Source organism: Streptomyces sp. NPDC007901, assembly GCF_042959465.1.
In the GTDB taxonomy this organism is placed as follows: Bacteria; Actinomycetota; Actinomycetes; order Streptomycetales; family Streptomycetaceae; genus Streptomyces.
Genome location: NZ_JBIBKW010000006.1, coordinates 370461 through 385275, shown reverse-complemented (window position 1 = coordinate 385275; position 14815 = coordinate 370461). Strand labels below are relative to the sequence as shown.

17 protein-coding genes and 1 pseudogene are annotated in these 14815 nt (G+C 69.3%); 6 read left to right on the top strand and 12 right to left on the bottom strand.

Going from position 1 to position 14815, the window contains the following annotated elements; all coding sequences use genetic code 11:
- Positions 1-97: 97 nt before the first annotated feature.
- From ACFZDK_RS22155 to ACFZDK_RS22130, 6 genes are all read right to left on the bottom strand, one after another.
- Entirely contained in the window at positions 98-535 is a 438-nt protein-coding gene (locus ACFZDK_RS22155; protein WP_390974778.1) for a DUF5994 family protein, read from the bottom strand.
- Positions 536-568: 33 nt separating this feature from the next.
- Positions 569-1570, bottom strand: coding sequence for a fatty acid desaturase (locus ACFZDK_RS22150; RefSeq protein WP_390974775.1), 1002 nt, complete (start codon positions 1568-1570; stop codon positions 569-571).
- 170 nt (positions 1571-1740) lie between these two features.
- Entirely contained in the window at positions 1741-2037 is a 297-nt protein-coding gene (locus ACFZDK_RS22145) for a hypothetical protein (RefSeq protein ID WP_390974774.1), read from the bottom strand.
- A gap of 207 nt (positions 2038-2244) precedes the next feature.
- The gene (locus ACFZDK_RS22140; RefSeq protein WP_390974772.1) at positions 2245-3390 is read right to left on the bottom strand and encodes a hypothetical protein; all 1146 of its coding nucleotides are present in this window, start codon (positions 3388-3390) and stop codon (positions 2245-2247) included.
- Positions 3387-4034 carry a tyrosine-type recombinase/integrase gene (locus tag ACFZDK_RS22135; RefSeq protein WP_390974770.1) on the bottom strand — a complete coding sequence of 216 codons (648 nt, stop codon included), beginning with the start codon at positions 4032-4034 and terminating at the stop codon, positions 3387-3389. The genes ACFZDK_RS22140 and ACFZDK_RS22135 overlap by 4 nt, the downstream gene beginning before the upstream one ends.
- Entirely contained in the window at positions 4022-4456 is a 435-nt protein-coding gene (locus ACFZDK_RS22130; protein ID WP_390974767.1) for a hypothetical protein, read from the bottom strand. The genes ACFZDK_RS22135 and ACFZDK_RS22130 overlap by 13 nt, the downstream gene beginning before the upstream one ends.
- A gap of 190 nt (positions 4457-4646) precedes the next feature.
- Here ACFZDK_RS22130 and ACFZDK_RS22125 point away from each other — a divergent pair, with 190 nt between their 5' ends.
- On the top strand, positions 4647-5123 hold the full coding sequence (locus ACFZDK_RS22125) for a DUF6924 domain-containing protein (RefSeq protein ID WP_390974766.1): 477 nt from the start codon (positions 4647-4649) through the stop codon (positions 5121-5123).
- Here ACFZDK_RS22125 and ACFZDK_RS22120 read toward each other — a convergent pair.
- The 4 genes from ACFZDK_RS22120 to ACFZDK_RS22105 all read right to left on the bottom strand — a co-directional run bounded on the left by ACFZDK_RS22120 (position 5108) and on the right by ACFZDK_RS22105 (position 8844).
- Positions 5108-5560 (bottom strand): DUF2568 domain-containing protein, encoded by a 453-nt coding sequence (locus ACFZDK_RS22120; protein ID WP_390974764.1) that lies wholly within the window; start codon positions 5558-5560, stop codon positions 5108-5110. The genes ACFZDK_RS22125 and ACFZDK_RS22120 overlap by 16 nt on opposite strands.
- 212 nt (positions 5561-5772) lie before the next feature.
- Positions 5773-6906 (bottom strand): IS630 family transposase, encoded by a 1134-nt coding sequence (locus ACFZDK_RS22115; RefSeq protein ID WP_390974763.1) that lies wholly within the window; start codon positions 6904-6906, stop codon positions 5773-5775.
- Between the two features lie 74 nt (positions 6907-6980).
- Positions 6981-7712 (bottom strand): dienelactone hydrolase family protein, encoded by a 732-nt coding sequence (locus ACFZDK_RS22110; RefSeq protein ID WP_390974762.1) that lies wholly within the window; start codon positions 7710-7712, stop codon positions 6981-6983.
- A 457-nt stretch (positions 7713-8169) separates the two neighbouring features.
- Positions 8170-8844: a hypothetical protein gene (locus ACFZDK_RS22105; RefSeq protein WP_390974760.1), complete on the bottom strand. Its 675-nt coding sequence runs from the start codon at positions 8842-8844 to the stop codon at positions 8170-8172.
- 71 nt (positions 8845-8915) lie between these two features.
- Here ACFZDK_RS22105 and ACFZDK_RS22100 point away from each other — a divergent pair, with 71 nt between their 5' ends.
- The 5 genes and pseudogenes from ACFZDK_RS22100 (at position 8916) to ACFZDK_RS22080 (ending at position 11651) form a co-directional block, all read left to right on the top strand.
- Positions 8916-9302 (top strand): hypothetical protein, encoded by a 387-nt coding sequence (locus tag ACFZDK_RS22100; RefSeq protein ID WP_390974759.1) that lies wholly within the window; start codon positions 8916-8918, stop codon positions 9300-9302.
- Between the two features lie 98 nt (positions 9303-9400).
- Positions 9401-9826, top strand: coding sequence for a hypothetical protein (locus ACFZDK_RS22095; protein ID WP_390974757.1), 426 nt, complete (start codon positions 9401-9403; stop codon positions 9824-9826).
- A pseudogene (locus ACFZDK_RS22090) lies at positions 9823-10227 on the top strand (relaxase/mobilization nuclease); the annotation flags it as partial. The gene ACFZDK_RS22095 and the pseudogene ACFZDK_RS22090, both read left to right, overlap by 4 nt.
- The gene (locus ACFZDK_RS22085) at positions 10187-10897 is read left to right on the top strand and encodes a hypothetical protein (protein ID WP_390974756.1); all 711 of its coding nucleotides are present in this window, start codon (positions 10187-10189) and stop codon (positions 10895-10897) included. The pseudogene ACFZDK_RS22090 and the gene ACFZDK_RS22085, both read left to right, overlap by 41 nt.
- 397 nt (positions 10898-11294) lie before the next feature.
- Positions 11295-11651, top strand: a complete 357-nt coding sequence (locus ACFZDK_RS22080; protein ID WP_390974755.1) for a hypothetical protein — start codon at positions 11295-11297, stop codon at positions 11649-11651.
- Between the two features lie 135 nt (positions 11652-11786).
- Here the strand turns inward: ACFZDK_RS22080 and ACFZDK_RS22075 are convergent, their stop codons facing one another.
- Positions 11787-13274 carry a hypothetical protein gene (locus tag ACFZDK_RS22075; RefSeq protein WP_390974754.1) on the bottom strand — a complete coding sequence of 496 codons (1488 nt, stop codon included), beginning with the start codon at positions 13272-13274 and terminating at the stop codon, positions 11787-11789.
- Between the two features lie 293 nt (positions 13275-13567).
- Positions 13568-14431 carry an IS630 family transposase gene (locus tag ACFZDK_RS22070; RefSeq protein ID WP_390974752.1) on the bottom strand — a complete coding sequence of 288 codons (864 nt, stop codon included), beginning with the start codon at positions 14429-14431 and terminating at the stop codon, positions 13568-13570.
- Positions 14432-14815 lie beyond the last annotated feature (384 nt).

Here is a 14815-nt window from a genome sequence, read left to right as displayed (position 1 = left end):
CCAGGACCGGGCACGTGGAGTCTCCCAGCCGGGTCCGGTGACAACATCCCCAGGCCCGCACCCGGAGTGCCGACCCGGGGTGGTCCGACGACCACCGTCAACGGACTGCGACTCCCAAGCCCACGCTGTCCTTCACAACGGTGGCCACACTCTCCATGAGCCGCCCGGCCTCCGCGTCCGTGGCGGCGGGCGGCACCACCAGCAGGTCCCACCGGCCGCGGCCGGGCGCCAGCAGGCAGACGGTGGACGGGGAGCGCTGGGTGGTCGTCCGGCGCAGGCGTACGACCTGGTTGGCGACGAGCAGCCGACCCGGGAACGGGGACCATACGGCCTCATCCACGAGGGCGCTGGTGACCTGTCCCCAGGCGTGCGGCAGGACGCCCAGCAGCCTGGGCAGTTCGGACGCCAGATCGGGCGAGTGGGGCCACCAGGCGCCGTCGATGCGCCGGGCCATGTGGCCCTGTGCCGGCCGGGACACCAGGCGCAGGCGAACGGCGGACGTCGAGGAGAGCGGGGGCGGTGGGGCGAGTGTCATGGGAACTCCTGAAGGGGATGCGGTCGCTCGGGTTCACACGCGGCGGGCGGCGATACGCTCCGGGGTGGGCCAGCGCACGTCTCTGACCCAGCCGAGGCGTTCGAAGAGGCGGATCACGGCGGCGGACGGGTCGAGCTGGCCGTGGTCGACGCCGTGCCGGGCGCTGGTGGGGTCGGCGTGGTGCAGGTTGTGCCAGCTCTCGCCGAACGAGAGCAGGGACAGGGGCCACAGGTTGGTGGCGCGGTCGTGGCGCCGGGTACGGAACGGGCGCTCACCGATCACATGGCAGAGGGAGTTCACGCTCCACGTGACGTGGTGGAGCAGGGCGATGCGGACAAGTCCCGCCCACAGCAGGGCGGTCAGGGCGGACACCCAGCTGCCGCCGATCAGCCACCCCACGGCGAAGGGCAGGGCGAGGGTGAGCACACACAGAGCCGGGAAGGCCCGGGACACGGCCCGGATGTCACGGTCGGCCAGCAGATCGGGAGCGTAACGCGTGGCGGACGTGGGGTCGTTGCGGAACAACCAGCCGACGTGGGCATCCATCAGTCCGCGCAACTGGCCGTATACAGACGTGCCGTAGCGATACGGAGAGTGAGGATCGCCCGGCCGGTCGGTGAAGGCGTGATGGCGGCGATGGATGGCGACCCAGCCGATCACGTCTCCCTGGAAGCTCATGGACCCGGCCACCGCGAGCGCGGTGCGCAGCGGCCGTACGGCCCGGTAGCTGCCGTGGGTCAGCCCACGGTGGAAGCCGACCGTGACGCCGAGGCCCGTGACGGTGTAGAGCGCCGCGGCGAGCAGGACATCGGCGGGATGGATCAGGCGCCCCCACAGCAGCCAGACGGCCAGACCGAGTGCCAGGAACGGGAGAAGGACGATCAACGCCGTGATCGCCAGCGACAGCCGCTCGCTGCCGGTGCGCCCGGCAGCCGTTCCCTCGCGCGGGAAGGCTGCCCTCCCGTCGTACTCCGGGGTCGGCGGGGCGCCTTCCGGCGGGACGGCGGACGGGGAGCGGAGGATATGGAGAGACATGCGCGGTCCTTGACCTCGGTGACGACAGTGCGGCCGGGGTCTTGGGCTGCGCCTCTTCGACGTGGGTGCGCAACGGCATCGCTGAGAGCGGATGCGAGTCGCACGGACGGTGGATATGGGAGCTGTAGGGCTTGGGCTGGTGAGGACGTGGAGAGTGGGCGGCGGGGCCGTCAGGCGGTCTCGCCGTGGTGGGTGCGATCGGCGGGCGGTCTGCTGGAGTCGAGCCAGGAGCCGAGCGGACCGGCGGCACGCGAGGCGTCCAGTGTGAGGTGCAGCCGCGTCCCGGTTCCCGAGGGGCCGGGATAGCTGCGCTGTTCATCGCCGGCGAACAGCAGCCGGAGCGCGTCCGCGACGCGTCGGGCCGCTTCGGGGTCCGCGGAGACCAGGCGGACCTCCACCCGGCCCTGCCCGCTCGGCGCGTGCTCGGCCTCGGGACGGGGTGGGCGGTGCGGGGCTTCGGATGTCATAGGGCGGAACCTGGCCCGGACCTGAGCGGCCCACATCTCTCTTGCGACGAGGACGAGACCGGTCCGGACACCGGCGTACGACGTGCCCTCGACGTTTGCAGCCTACTCCTGCTCGGGACAGCCGTTCCGGCACATCGGAAGTGGTGCGGTGAAATACGGACTCCGACGGGACGGGAATGAGCGGGCCACCCCGAATATGCATGGCCGCTACAGGCCCCAGGACGACGACGTGACTCCGACGCCAGCCACACCGTTGGCCGTCTGTCGTGTGGCAGCCCGGGGAGTCCCGCTGACAGACCGGCTGCGACGACAGAGGTGGACGGCGGAGTCGTCAGGCCGCCCTGGGTGGGTGCGATCGGCGGGCGCCCCCCGGCTCTGCCGGGTCCAGTCGGTGGGGTCGGCGGCGTCGGGCTGTTCGGCGGCGATCCACCGGCCGACCCGCAGGAGCGTGGAGCGAACGCTGCCGCGGACGCGCGGGGTCAAGGTGGAGGTGTTGTGCCGGCGGTCGGCCCACTGTTCCCAGATCTTGGCGCCGCCGGTGGCCCGTGCCGAGTGGCGGCCGGTGCTCTGTAGTGGTGGATCACAGAGGCCGAGCGCGGCGATCGCCCGCTGCAGAGCGTGCAGGGTGTTGAGCTGAGAGCCCTCCAGCAGCTGTTCGCGGCGGACCCGGTCGAAGAGCGCGGTGTCCATGTCTTCCAGATGCGGGCTGTGGTTGAGCAGGAACAGCTGGCAGGCGACCGACGCCAGCAGCGTGTCGTCCGCCTGGCCCAGCTGATAGCCCCAGGCGCCAAGGACCGTGCGGATGCGGGCGATCTCGCTGGTGACGCGGTCGCGTCCGAAGATCCGCCAGGACAGTGTGAGGCGTTGGAAGCTGCCGAGCTGGTCGAACTCGTTGAAGGAGCCGAGCAGGTAGGCGTGTGCCGCGAGGTAGGGGCGGACTTCGTCCCCGGCCCAGGCGGGTGCGTGCCGGCGGAACTCGGCCTGGGTGCGGCCGAGTAGACGGGTCCACTCCTGCGTGGTCCAGCCCCAGTAGGTCCGGCCGGTCTGCGTGCTGTGCGTCAGCCGAAGGGCGATCACGTCGAGCATGGCCCGTCGGCGGTGCGCAGTGGGCGGTGAGTCGAGTGCGGCGTTGACCGCTTCCAGCGGATCCAACAGCCGTGTGATCACGCGCCAGCCCGGCGCGGCCGGGTCGTGGTACTGAAGCCGGCGCAGATTACGGACACCGAGTTCGAGGACGGCTCGTGCCTCAGCAGGTCGGAGCGCGACGGCCGTGTCGTAGCGGTCGGGGACGATGGGCCAGGACCAGCGGCCCCCGGTGTCCTCGGCGACGATGACCAGCGACGGTGCCCTCACCGCGACACCTCAGCCATCGCGCCGGCCGGGGCGGTGAGCATCTGTATTCGCCAGGCATGAATGTGGTCCATGCCGCGGGCCAGTTTGTCGGCCAGGTCCCGGCCGGAGAGGTGGATGTACTGAAGGGTGGAGTCGGTGTGACGGTGTCCGGCAAAGGACGCGATCGCGTGCAACTCCCAGCCCATGCGGGCCAGATCGGTCAGACACAGGTGCCGGGTGGTATGCGTGGAGAACCGCTCGGCACCGGAGGCCAGGGCGATCTTGCGGACCACCTTTGACCAGGTCCACAGGCTCAGCGGCTGGGCGTGATTGCGGCGCGATTCCGACAGGAACAGCGGCCCGCGGGCCCGGCTGATCCGGGCGCGGTGGGCGAGGTAGTCCGACAGCAGCACCCCCGTCGGTGCCGAGTAGGGCACCACCCGCTCCAGCCGGTTCTTCGTCGTTTCCGCCCGTATCCGCAGCGTGCGGTGGGCCGGATCGACGTCGTCGGTCCGCAGTGAGCACAGTTCCTCACGGCGCAGTGCCGCATCGTAGGCCAGGGCGAGCATCACGCGGTTGCGTACCGGCTCGTGCTTGGCGACCTCCAGGACACTCAGCCACTGCTGTTCTCCGGGAATCCACGGCAGCTTCGTCAGTCGGGGCACCAGGCCGCGCTGCTGACCGCCGCCGCGTCGGCCGGGGTGTACCGACCGCGGCCGACGGGGTTGGACTCCCGCAGCCCTTCTTCCATGAGGAAGTCGTAGAACAGACGGACCGGCACCAGCCGCTGCTGGATCGTCGCGTTCGCCAGTCCCGCACCCGAGTCGATCGAGATCACGTTCGCACCCCGGCGATGCGGTCGCGAGCTCAACTCCCTTACGTAGACGGCGATATGGGCGCGGTTCGCGGCGATCGGGTCGACGCTGTCCCGCTCGCACATCAGCAGATACTCGGCCAGTCCCCGGCCGTAGGCATCGATCGTGCGCGGTGCCCGTCCCAGATCCGTCCAGACCGTCAGCCAGGACGCCGCCTGCTCGTGCCGGCCGAGCACCGGCCACTTCTCCGTAAGCACCGTCGTGCGGCTCAAGCCATCTCCCAAGTCCGTGGTTGCACCGGGGAGACATGATCGCCCCAGCAGATTCCACGTAACTTTTAAAACACTCAAGAGAGCAATGTACGGCCGAGCCTCGTTCGAACTGCTACGGGCCCGCATCCTCGAAAACGGCCCGTGAGACAGTCGGGCACAGCTCACCGATCGTCACCGAGGAGAAGGATCCATGAGAGCGTTGCCCGCCGTCACCGGCCGTGCTGAGTTCGACGTCCTTGTCATCAGGACCGACTACGACGATGACCAGGCGTGGCGGGACGTGACGGCGGCGCTGCTGGAGCCCTGGGGCGACAGGCAGTACGAGGCACACGTCCACTTCATAGACGACCCGGCCTGGACGGGAGCGACCGTTGACGAGGCGCTGAATGCGGTCCGCGCCGACGAGAACCTGGCCGTTGTCTTCCTCGCCGACCGGAGGGCCGTGCAGGCCGAGAGCCACGCGTTGCTGGCGGTCACCACGCTGACGCGGGAGGAGTGCGTCGACGACCAGGACTACGAGCAGCTGACCGAGTTCGGTCGTGAGTTCCGCACCGTCCCCGCAGGAGTCCACGACGTCCACGCCAACCTGAGCATCGGCAACCTGGGCTTCGAGGAGTACGCCGCATGGGCTCACGATGATCCCGAGGGGATCTACCGGCCCTTCTGAACAGGGCCCACGGAAGCCGGTGAGCCATCTGCGGGTGCCCGCCCTGTGTGCGAGGCGGGCGGCCTGCGCCGAAAGATCTCGGCCACGGCTGTATTCGCGACCACGAGGACTGCCATGGCTACGGCGGCACCAGGATGCCCGACACCGTACAAGGCCGCTGCGCCACCACCCAGCACTACCGCCTTGACCACGAGTACGAGCGACAGCCTGGGCCGCAGCCGTGCCCTGGGTGCCGCGAACAAGGACCACAGCACCATGGCCAGCAGGGGCGTTCCCGCGCCGAGCAGGATACGAAGGGCCTCGTCGTGGCTGACGGCGAATCCCCACCAGCTCAGGCACGCCAGAGCGGCAAGCTCTACCAGGAACGCCAGGAGTTCGTTCGCGGCGTACCAGCGCCGCTCGTCTATCACGACTGCGGCGTCAGGGAGTGTTGGCATGGAGTCCTCTCGCTGTACCAGGGCACCCAGCGTGCCAAGGCGGCGCCGCGTGGGGTGCGCTTTCACGGAACTGCGGCCAGAGCCGTTTTCAAAGAGCCTCAACACCGGGCTGTACGTAGAGCACGTTCGGGAAGCAAGAAAGTCCGGCACCCCAACTGGGAGGGTGCCGGACTGCGATCGTCGAGAGTTGCGCGCTGGACGCTAGTGCCGCATCAGGCAACGTTCGCCCTGTTCACGACCTCGCGGAGGCGTGTGTCGGCGGCGTGCTTGTTCCGCCAGATGATGTAGCGGCGGATCATGCTGCCTTGTTCCTTGTGGCTGGCATGGTCGGTGCCGTCCAGTGCGAAGTAGCGCAGGGCGGTGAATTGGGCCTCGATGCGGTTGAGCCAGGAGCTGTTGGTCGGTGTGTAGGCGAACTCGACGTTGTTGGACGTGGCCCAGTCGCCGACCCGGGTGTCCTTCTTCGTGGTCAGGTGCGGGGAGAAGTTGTCGAGCACGATCGCGATCCGGATCTCGGGTGGGTAGAGGCTGCGCAGGTAGCGGCAGAACTCCAGAAATCTGGTCCGGTTCTTCTTCGGCTTGATGTGCCCGTAGAGCTGGTCCTTGGCCAGGTCGTAGGCGGCGAACAGGTGACGGACCCCATGCGGGCGCGTATAGGTCGCCCGCCTGCGGCGCCCCGGTTCCCGGTCGGGATCCTTGTGCCGTCCGCCGCACTCGGCCCATTGCCGGCCGGGGTGGGGCTGGAGGTTGAGCGGGCCGAACTCATCCAGGCAGAAGATGACGTCGGGCTCGCCCTCTTCGTGTATGACCTCGCCGTCGGCGATCGCGTAGAGGTGCTCGATGCGGGCCTTCTTGGTCGCGTAGTTGGGGTCGCGGGAGGTCTTCCAGGTCTTCATGCGTGGAAAGGTGACGCCCTCCTCGCGGAGCAGGCTGCGCAGGCCCTCGTGGCTGATGTCGTCGACCACCCCCTCGGCGACCAGGAAGTCGGCCAGCTTGGCCAGACTCCAGGTCGAAAACGGCAGGCCGTGCTCGACCGGCCTGGACTTGACGATCTTCTTGATCTCCCGGCGCTCGCGGAGGGTTAAGGTCTTGGGCCGGCCGCCCTTGTACTTCGGGTAGAGCGAGTCGAACCCGTCCGCGTTGAAGTTGTGGATCACGTCCCGGACCCGGTCCGCGCTGGTGAACGTCACCTCGGCGATCTTCGCCACGGGCATGCCCTGCGCTGACAGCAGAACCATCTGGGCCCGCCGCCAGGTCACCACCGAGCCGGTTCCCCTACGGATGATCCGCAGCAGGCGCTGCCCCTCGTCGTCACCGATCTCGCGGACGCGTACTCGTTCTGCCACCCGGACAGCCTGGCAAAGACGCGCCGATCGAGAACGGATCCCGATCGGCGCGTCATGGATCTTAAGCAGCCGTATTAGCCGAGGTGTCGAGCGAAGAAGCGCAGCGTGCTGTCCAGCTCAAATGCCGGGATCTCCCCGTGCTTGCCGGGGTTGGCATGCAGCGTCTTCTCGGCCGAGGCCAAGGCATCGAACAGCGCCAAACTCTGGGCCCGCGGCACCCGCTCATCGTCCCACTGCACCAGGAACTCCACCGGGATGGTGATCCGTGCGGCCGCCTCGGCCGATGCCAGCGCCCCTCCCAAGCCCAGCACCGCCGCGCGGACCCTGGGTTCGTCGGCAACGAACGGAACGCCGAGCCCGCACCCCAACGACACGCCCCAATAGCCCACCGGACCAGCACCGACGTACTCGACTTCCTGGAGCGCGTCCAGGACCGCCCGCCACTCCGGGACGGTCTGGCGAGCTACGAGCGCCTGGAAACCAGCGATCAGCGGAGCCAACTCCTCTCCGGCCTCCACGCGAGCCTGGTTCTCGGTCGCGATCCGGTTGTACTTCTCATCTTCCGGCCGGTCGCCATGGCCGGGCACGTCGACCGCCGTCACCGCGAAACCACACTCGGCCACAAAGCGGCGCGCGCGGACCACGATGTCGGGTGCCTTCTTGTGCTGGCCGCCGCCATGTCCTATCAGGATCAGAGGACGGGTACCGGCGGCGCCTACCGGCGTCCACAACACGCCGGGAATCTCACCGAGGGCGAAGAGCCGTTCGGACACGCCGTCGGACGACGTCTGCGAGATGAAGCGCATAGCGTTTCAAGCCTTTCGGGGTGCCTTCTGCGGGCACTCCCTAGACCGCGAGAGAGGGAGCCCCGACCTGTCACAGCGTTGATCGGTCTCACCTCCCCAGTTCGCAGCGATGCACGGCGGCGGCGAACGTATCACAAAGGACTTCACCCGCGCCTGGACAAGAACGTCGACGGGGCGAACCTTGCCTGATGCGGCACTGGGGCCGAAACCGAGGGCTGGCGCGGCGAGACCGAAGGCATCGACCTGACCCTCACCCTCCTGCGAACCAAGAGAGACGAAACCAGGCGGCGCCTTCATCGGCCAGTCGTCAACCTCGGTATCCCTCTCCCACGCACCACCACGACACCGCAGGAGACCACACCACGACCCGTCCATATCCCTGTTTGCCGAAGCAAGCGGTTCTGCCGCCGGCAGGCCCCTGAGCAGCAGGACGAACGTGTTCACGCAGGGTTCGCAGCTATTGCTCCTCCTGACCGCGCCGCAACCTTGCCCAGGTGTAGCTGTCCATACTGTCGTGAGGGCCGATCCTGGAGAGTTCCGAACCGTCGCGCCCCACAGCCACGATGAGCGGTCGTATCCCCACGTGGCCTGTGGACGGGGACTTCCAGACGACGATGAGCCTGCCGTGGCGGGGCACATCGATCCGTCGGTCACCGAGGAGAAGATGATCTACTTCAGCCGCCACCTGGAGTTCGTTGGATCCGACCCACGGAGCCGTCCCGATGAAGTCCGAATGACGATGCTGCAGACGGTAGGCACAACTCAGAGCACCTGCGCCTCCGCCGAACTCGATCATGCCGACCTGCCCCGGCTGGCCCGCCGCCAGCCTCTCCGCAGGCACGTCACCATCCGACGCACTGCCACCACCTGTGTACTGCCACTTCTCGCCGCAGCGCTCAATCAGTGCGGTGTGCGTCACCGCTTTCGCGGACCCGGGACGCCGGACGAGCCAGACTGCACCGATACCCGCGTCCAGGTCGACGTCACCCGACACCAAGGTCAGCCAGCGGCGAGGCAGCCAACCAGGTTGCGAAACCTCGCCGTTGACCACGCGTCGGACCACCCTCGGCAGAATGATCTCCATCCAGCGGTCGACACGGCGCATCCGACTCAACTCCGCGCGAATGGACATGTACACACGGTACCCAGCGGCGGAGCCCGCGACGACGGATCACGTCCTCGGATCGCACTCGTTCAGGTGAAGTGCAGATAAGCACCGACTGCTGGAAGGCGGCGCGCGACGCCGACTCCGAGTCCAAGCAGGAGTGGCTCGCGACCAAGCGGGCCGAGGAGCAGGAGGCGGCCCTCGCGTGGGCGCAGCAGTTCGCCATGCCGCAGGTGGAGGGCCCGGAAAAGGCTCTGGCCTGGGGCGAGCGATCCCGCCACCAGCTGATGACCGCCGCGTACACCGCGCTCGTCGTCGAGGGCACGTGGGACGGAGCAGACTGGGCGGAGCTGGAGGAGAAGGCCCGTTCCGTCACCCGGGCCGGATGTTGGATCGATCAGCGCGACACCGAAGGCCCTGACCTGCTCGAACTCCTCGACGCAGCCGGTGAGGCGGACCGCGGGACGGAGAACCCGTTCCGCTGACGACAGGCAACATAGCCGGAGAGCGCCGGTTAGCCAAACCGGCGTTCCTGCGGACTATTGATGCTCCCACCCCGCCAGCAATCGCGCGGAAGGAACTCATGTCCCAGCCCCCGCCCACCTCGGCGTTCGCCTCGACGCCCGACCCGCTCACCCCCGACAGGGACATCACCCACGCCCACCTCCAGGCCGGTGACACCGTCGTCGTCCTGAAAGGGGTGGCAGGCGGCGAACTGTGGGGCGACGCCATGCGCATCGTCGCCCCGTCCTGGCACACCCTGACCGACGAGAACGGGTGGCGGCTGCGGGATGCGACCGGCGGCGCCCAGTCCTACGTCACCGCCCACCCCCGCTACCTCGTGCATCTCTCACGCCGCTGCCCTGACTGCCTGATCCACCTGCGGGCCATGGAGGAGACGCTCCTGTCGCGGTTCGCCGACCGCAACGAGCTGATCGACTGCGGCTGGTACACCACCACCGCCCTGGGCCAGCTCGTGCACATCGCCGACATCCGGAACGGCCGGTGATCCCCCGCCTGCACAAGCGGACCCACCGATCCCACCACCCGCTCGAAGAAGCGCTGGGTCGCCCAGTCTCACCGAACGAGGGCCTGACGGAGCACACGATCGTCGCCCACTGGCCCGGCCTGGATTACTTCACCCTGGACGACGAGCAGAACACCTGGACGTCCGCCCAGTGGGCCGAGCACCTCGAAGACCCCTACCTGGAGCATCCGTTCGCCGCCAGCCCCGACGACGACCGGCGGGCGATCCTGCACCTCGATGTCCGCCTTCACCCCGACGACCGGGAGCTGACCGGACCAGAGTGGGCCGAGGTCGCTCACCGGCTCGCACGGGCCGCCGGCATCGAGATCCCCGGCAAGGAACATGGCTGCCGGTGGATCGCCGTCCAAGCCCAGCCCGTCCGTCGGCCGCCCGGACTCGATGACCTTCGAGGAGCCCGACTTCCGGGTGCTGGAATACGTCACCATCACCAAGGACCCCCGCACCGACCTGGTCGTGGCCATCGGCGGCACCGAGCAGGCCGCGAACATCCTCCAGCGAACCGGCGACTTCCTCTCCGCCCCCGGACCGCGCGGGGACTATCACCGGCTACCGCACGGCCTGCCCGTCGAGCAGCAGCGCCTGAAGGCGACCGCCGCCTCGCACGCTCTGCTCGCCGCCGGGCACAGCGTCCACCTCGACCCCGCGCTGAACATGCTGGTCGCACCGGGCGGTGAGCGTGAGGCCGCCCTGCGGTACCTGGCGGGGCTCGCTGAGCGAGCCGCTACCGCCACCACCGGCAACGAGCTGGCCGAGGTCCTCACCGAGATCGCTGCCCCCGTTCACGGGCTGCTGCCCCTCGCCAGAGAAGTCGTCGTCCGCGCCTGGATCGCCGTCGGCGACTTCCAGGAGACCGCGCCCGCCGGGGAGCCCGATCCCCTCTCACGGCTCGGGAGCACCGCCACCTCCATGAGCGAGGCCGCGCGCGCCATCCTCCACGCCCGCAACCACGCCGCACGCTCTGCGCATCGGCCGGCCACTGCCTCACCACCGGCGGCGGCCCGGGCCCGGCCCGCGGAATCACTCCGCCGCTGACCCCGGAGAACCGCATGGCCAACCTGGCCGACGGATACGGCACGGACGTCGAGATCTGCATCAAGGCCCTGACGACCAATCGGCTCCCCCTCTTGCCTGCAGCGTCGGCCCGCCGCACTTCGTAAGGCTCCTGGACGGGCCCGGCACCGCGCCGGGAATGCCCACCTCACCGCCCCTGACCCGGAGAAACCCGTAGCAATCCGCACACCCCCACCGATCAGCACCCGGCTCAAGCCCCGGCTCGCCACGGCCCTCTTCCGCCGCTATCTGCGCTCCTGCATCCCGACCGGCCCCGACCGCACCTCCCCGCTGGCCGACGGCCGTCCGGAGGCCGTCCTCGCCGAGACACAGCGCGTCGGACAGCGCCACCCCTGACCGTCCACCGACTCGGAGAAGCATGTCCCACCCCGTCCCCTACCCGGTGCGACTGGCCGACGAGATCACCCGGCAGCTCGGCCAGCTCACCGACCACCTCTCGCAGCTTCCCCCGCCCCAGGCCGCGCAGGTCATCGCCCGCGTGCTCGACCCGGACAACGGAATCCTCGGCGGCGTCACCCATCTCGTCGCCACCGGCAGCGTGCTCGCCAAGGACCAGGCAGAGCGCGGCGCGCTCCCCGCGGAGGTCTGGCTCGCCCTGGGCCGTGCCTCGAACGAACTCGGCGACATCGCCCTCGACCTGGAGGAACACGCAGACACCCTCCAGCGCGTCGGCGCCCAGCCCGCCACACGCGGTCACGGGCGATGCCGTGAATGAGCGAGCGTGCGCGTCCCCGGTGGTGAGGTGCGCCGCCCGGCGCGTGACCGTGACCGGCCGAGCGCGTCCGGCACCGGGCGGCGTGAAGGTGGCCGGGTGGCTACTGGGCAGGTCGCCTGCCGGGCATCTTCACGGTCATCCCTCCTGACGTACGAAGGGAGCCACGTACACCTGGAGAGCACCAGCCCGGTGCTCGGGCCAGGTGCGGGCGTACGCGGGTGGACGGCCGCCCGGCCGGGTGAGGACGGCGAAAGGCTGATGCCGGGCGGCCCGGGTCAGTTCGGCCACGGTGGCGCTGGCGTCGTGGCCGGTGGTCTGGGCGGAGCCGCAGCCGGTGTAGTAGGCGATCGGTACGGCCTCGTATCCGCTGAGCAGGCATGGTTGCCGTACGCCGAGCGAGTGGAGTGCGGCGGCGGTGCGCGCCCAGTCGGCGCGGGAGGCGCCGGAGTTGTGCACGGTGTGTTCCAGGACGACGTACTGCACGGCCAGATGGCCTGCCAGACCGACTGCCATCAGGCTGACGGCGGCGGTGCGTGCGATCCGGCCGACCGGGGCCGTGACCAGGTGCACGAGGCCATGGGCGACGGGCAGGGCGAGCAGGGCGTAGGCGGGCAGCAGGAAGCGCGGAGCCGCATAGCCGATGAGGAAGAGATAGGGAACGGCGGCTGTGACGGCGCAGCCGAGCGGCAGCAGGACGGGCAGCGTGCGCCTGGCCCGGACGGCTGCCACCGCGCCGAGTGCGGCGAACAGCGGCAACGCGAACCACCACAGCGTCACTGCCGGGTTGGGAACCGATCCGGTGCAGGGCCGGCACAGTGTGCGCCCGCCGAGGCTGCGCAACTGGTCGACCACGGCCAGATGCCAGCCGAGACCGCCCTGGATGCCGGAGGCGTCGGAAAGGCGTTGCGCAAGCCCGCCGTAGCTCACGTACGCCTCGATCACCCATTCGCCGGCGCCCACCAGCAGTCCAGCAACCAGCACGGCGAGGAGAAGCGGGCGGCGCAGGGCGAGGACGAGCAGGGGCAGCACCACGTAGACGGCGTCCATCGGGCGCATCCACGCCATCAGCGCCGCGCCCGCGCACACACCCCACCAGGCCGCCCGGTCCCGGGTGTTCGCGCGGGCACGCAGGAAACATCCCACGCAGACCAGGGCGCCGACGGCGACCCAGTAGTTGGGCATGGCCTGGAGGCCGTAGAACAGCGTCACCCACAAGGAGGCGAACACGGCGCCCGCCAGGGCCAGGACGGCCGGCGTGACGTGGGTGCGCCACACACGCAGGGAAAAGTAGAGGGCCAGGCCGGACAGGACCGCGAGGTACACCCGGAGGAGCGCGGTCGAGTCGGACCACGACGCGATCGGGGCGACCAGGAGCGAGATACCCCTGGCGCGGGGCGCGCTGAAGAAGGCGGCGGGTATGTGCCCGCTGACCTGGCTGACGTAGACCGTCTCGTCCCAACCGAGCCCCAGCCCAGGCCGGACGAGGGCAAGTTGGGCCAATGCGAAGACCGCCGCGACCGCCGCGAGCCAGGGTTCCTCACGCGGATGGCGAGGTCGGACGGTCCACACGGGGAGGCCGGTGAGCGGGCCACCGGCCTTCGTGGCAATCGAACCGTCAGCCATCTCGCACCTCTCGTCGTCACCCGCCACGGAATCAGCTCGTCCCGCAATCGTTAGATGGATTTTCCGCACCACGGGTTGCAGAATTTGCAGGCGGCTGAAAAGTGTCCCCGTCTCCGCAAGGTGACTGTCCTGGCAGGCAGCGGCCAACACGAGAGGCGAAACAGCCTGTTGATCAGAAACTCAAAGGGTTCTCCATGAGCACGTAGCGGACGTGCGGGCCGCCGAAACAGCCGCGGATGATGTGTGGCTGTCGCTGGCGTCTGCGGAAGAACCGGCGGGTCTCGGTGGCGAGTTCATCCTGGTTGCGGGCTCGGTGCTGCTTGGGCAGGCTGTGCTTGAGATCGGCGTTGACGAGCTCGTCGGGGTGAGCGGTGGGCGGAGTGGCCGTCGACCACGAGGTGGACCTTGTGGTCGAAGTGGCCCGCGAGCCGGTCCAGGAGGCGGCGGCACATCACCTCGGCGGTGAAGCTCTCGGTGAAGACCATGAAGTGCATCCGGCCCTTGGTGCTGATCGCGGACATCGCGTTCACGGAGAACCGGATCCCACTGCGCCGCACCACGGGTGTCCTGCCCTTCTCACCCCAGGTGCGGCCCGTGACCTGGTCGGAGCGGACACCGACCTGGTCGGCGAACAGGACCTCTCCACCGTCCTCCCTTGCCCTGGCCCGGATCGCCGGCCAGGTCTCGGCATGCCAGCGCGCGACGGCCTCGGGATCCTGCTCGACGGCCCGTTTGTCCGGGCGCTGGAAGGACAGTCCCCACCGCTTGAGGTACTTGCCCACCCCGGGCTCGGTCAGCCGTGCCCGGCACAGCTTCGCGATCAGCCCGCCCACCAGCCGCCGTGTCCACAACTGCCCGCTCAGCCCCAGGTCACAGGGACGGTGTTCCAGGACCGCCTGACGCACCGCGGCCTGTTCCGCCTCCCCGAGCACCTGGTGCACCCCGACGGGCTTGCCCCGCGGACGCATGACCAGCGCGTCCCGTCCGCCCGCCCGCCATTTCGCCCACCACCCGTCGACCGCCTTCAGCGACACCCCGAACACCGCCGCCACATCACCACGGTCCCGACCCGCCGCCACCGCCGCCACCGACCGTAACCGCAGGGCCTCCTGCGCCGACGGCGACAGATGCCGCGCGTCCCCCACCAGATCGTTCACACACTACTAATGGCCCAGAACCCAAACCGTTTCGGATCACAAGGGCCTGGTCCAGGAGAACTTGGCGGGTTTCCATACCCTGCGGCTGAGTGCGACCCCGACTCTGCTGCTCGACGGCAAGCCGCTGTCCCTGGCGGATTCGCTGTACAAAAATGGCCACCGACGGCAAGTCCCTCACGTCCGATCCCGCGACGTTCAAGCCGATCCTGCAGTCGGCAGGCCTTCCCTGGCGGCAGACCGTGCCCAGCCGGGCGGCGACGCGCGCCGCCGCCCGGCGAAACCTCAGTACCAGCGCTCGTTCGGGTTCCCCGCGTCGCCGTCGTGAAGGTAGACCGTGCCGGCGTCGGGGCCGGCTGGTTCCAGTCCAGTCCAGGTAGTAGCCGC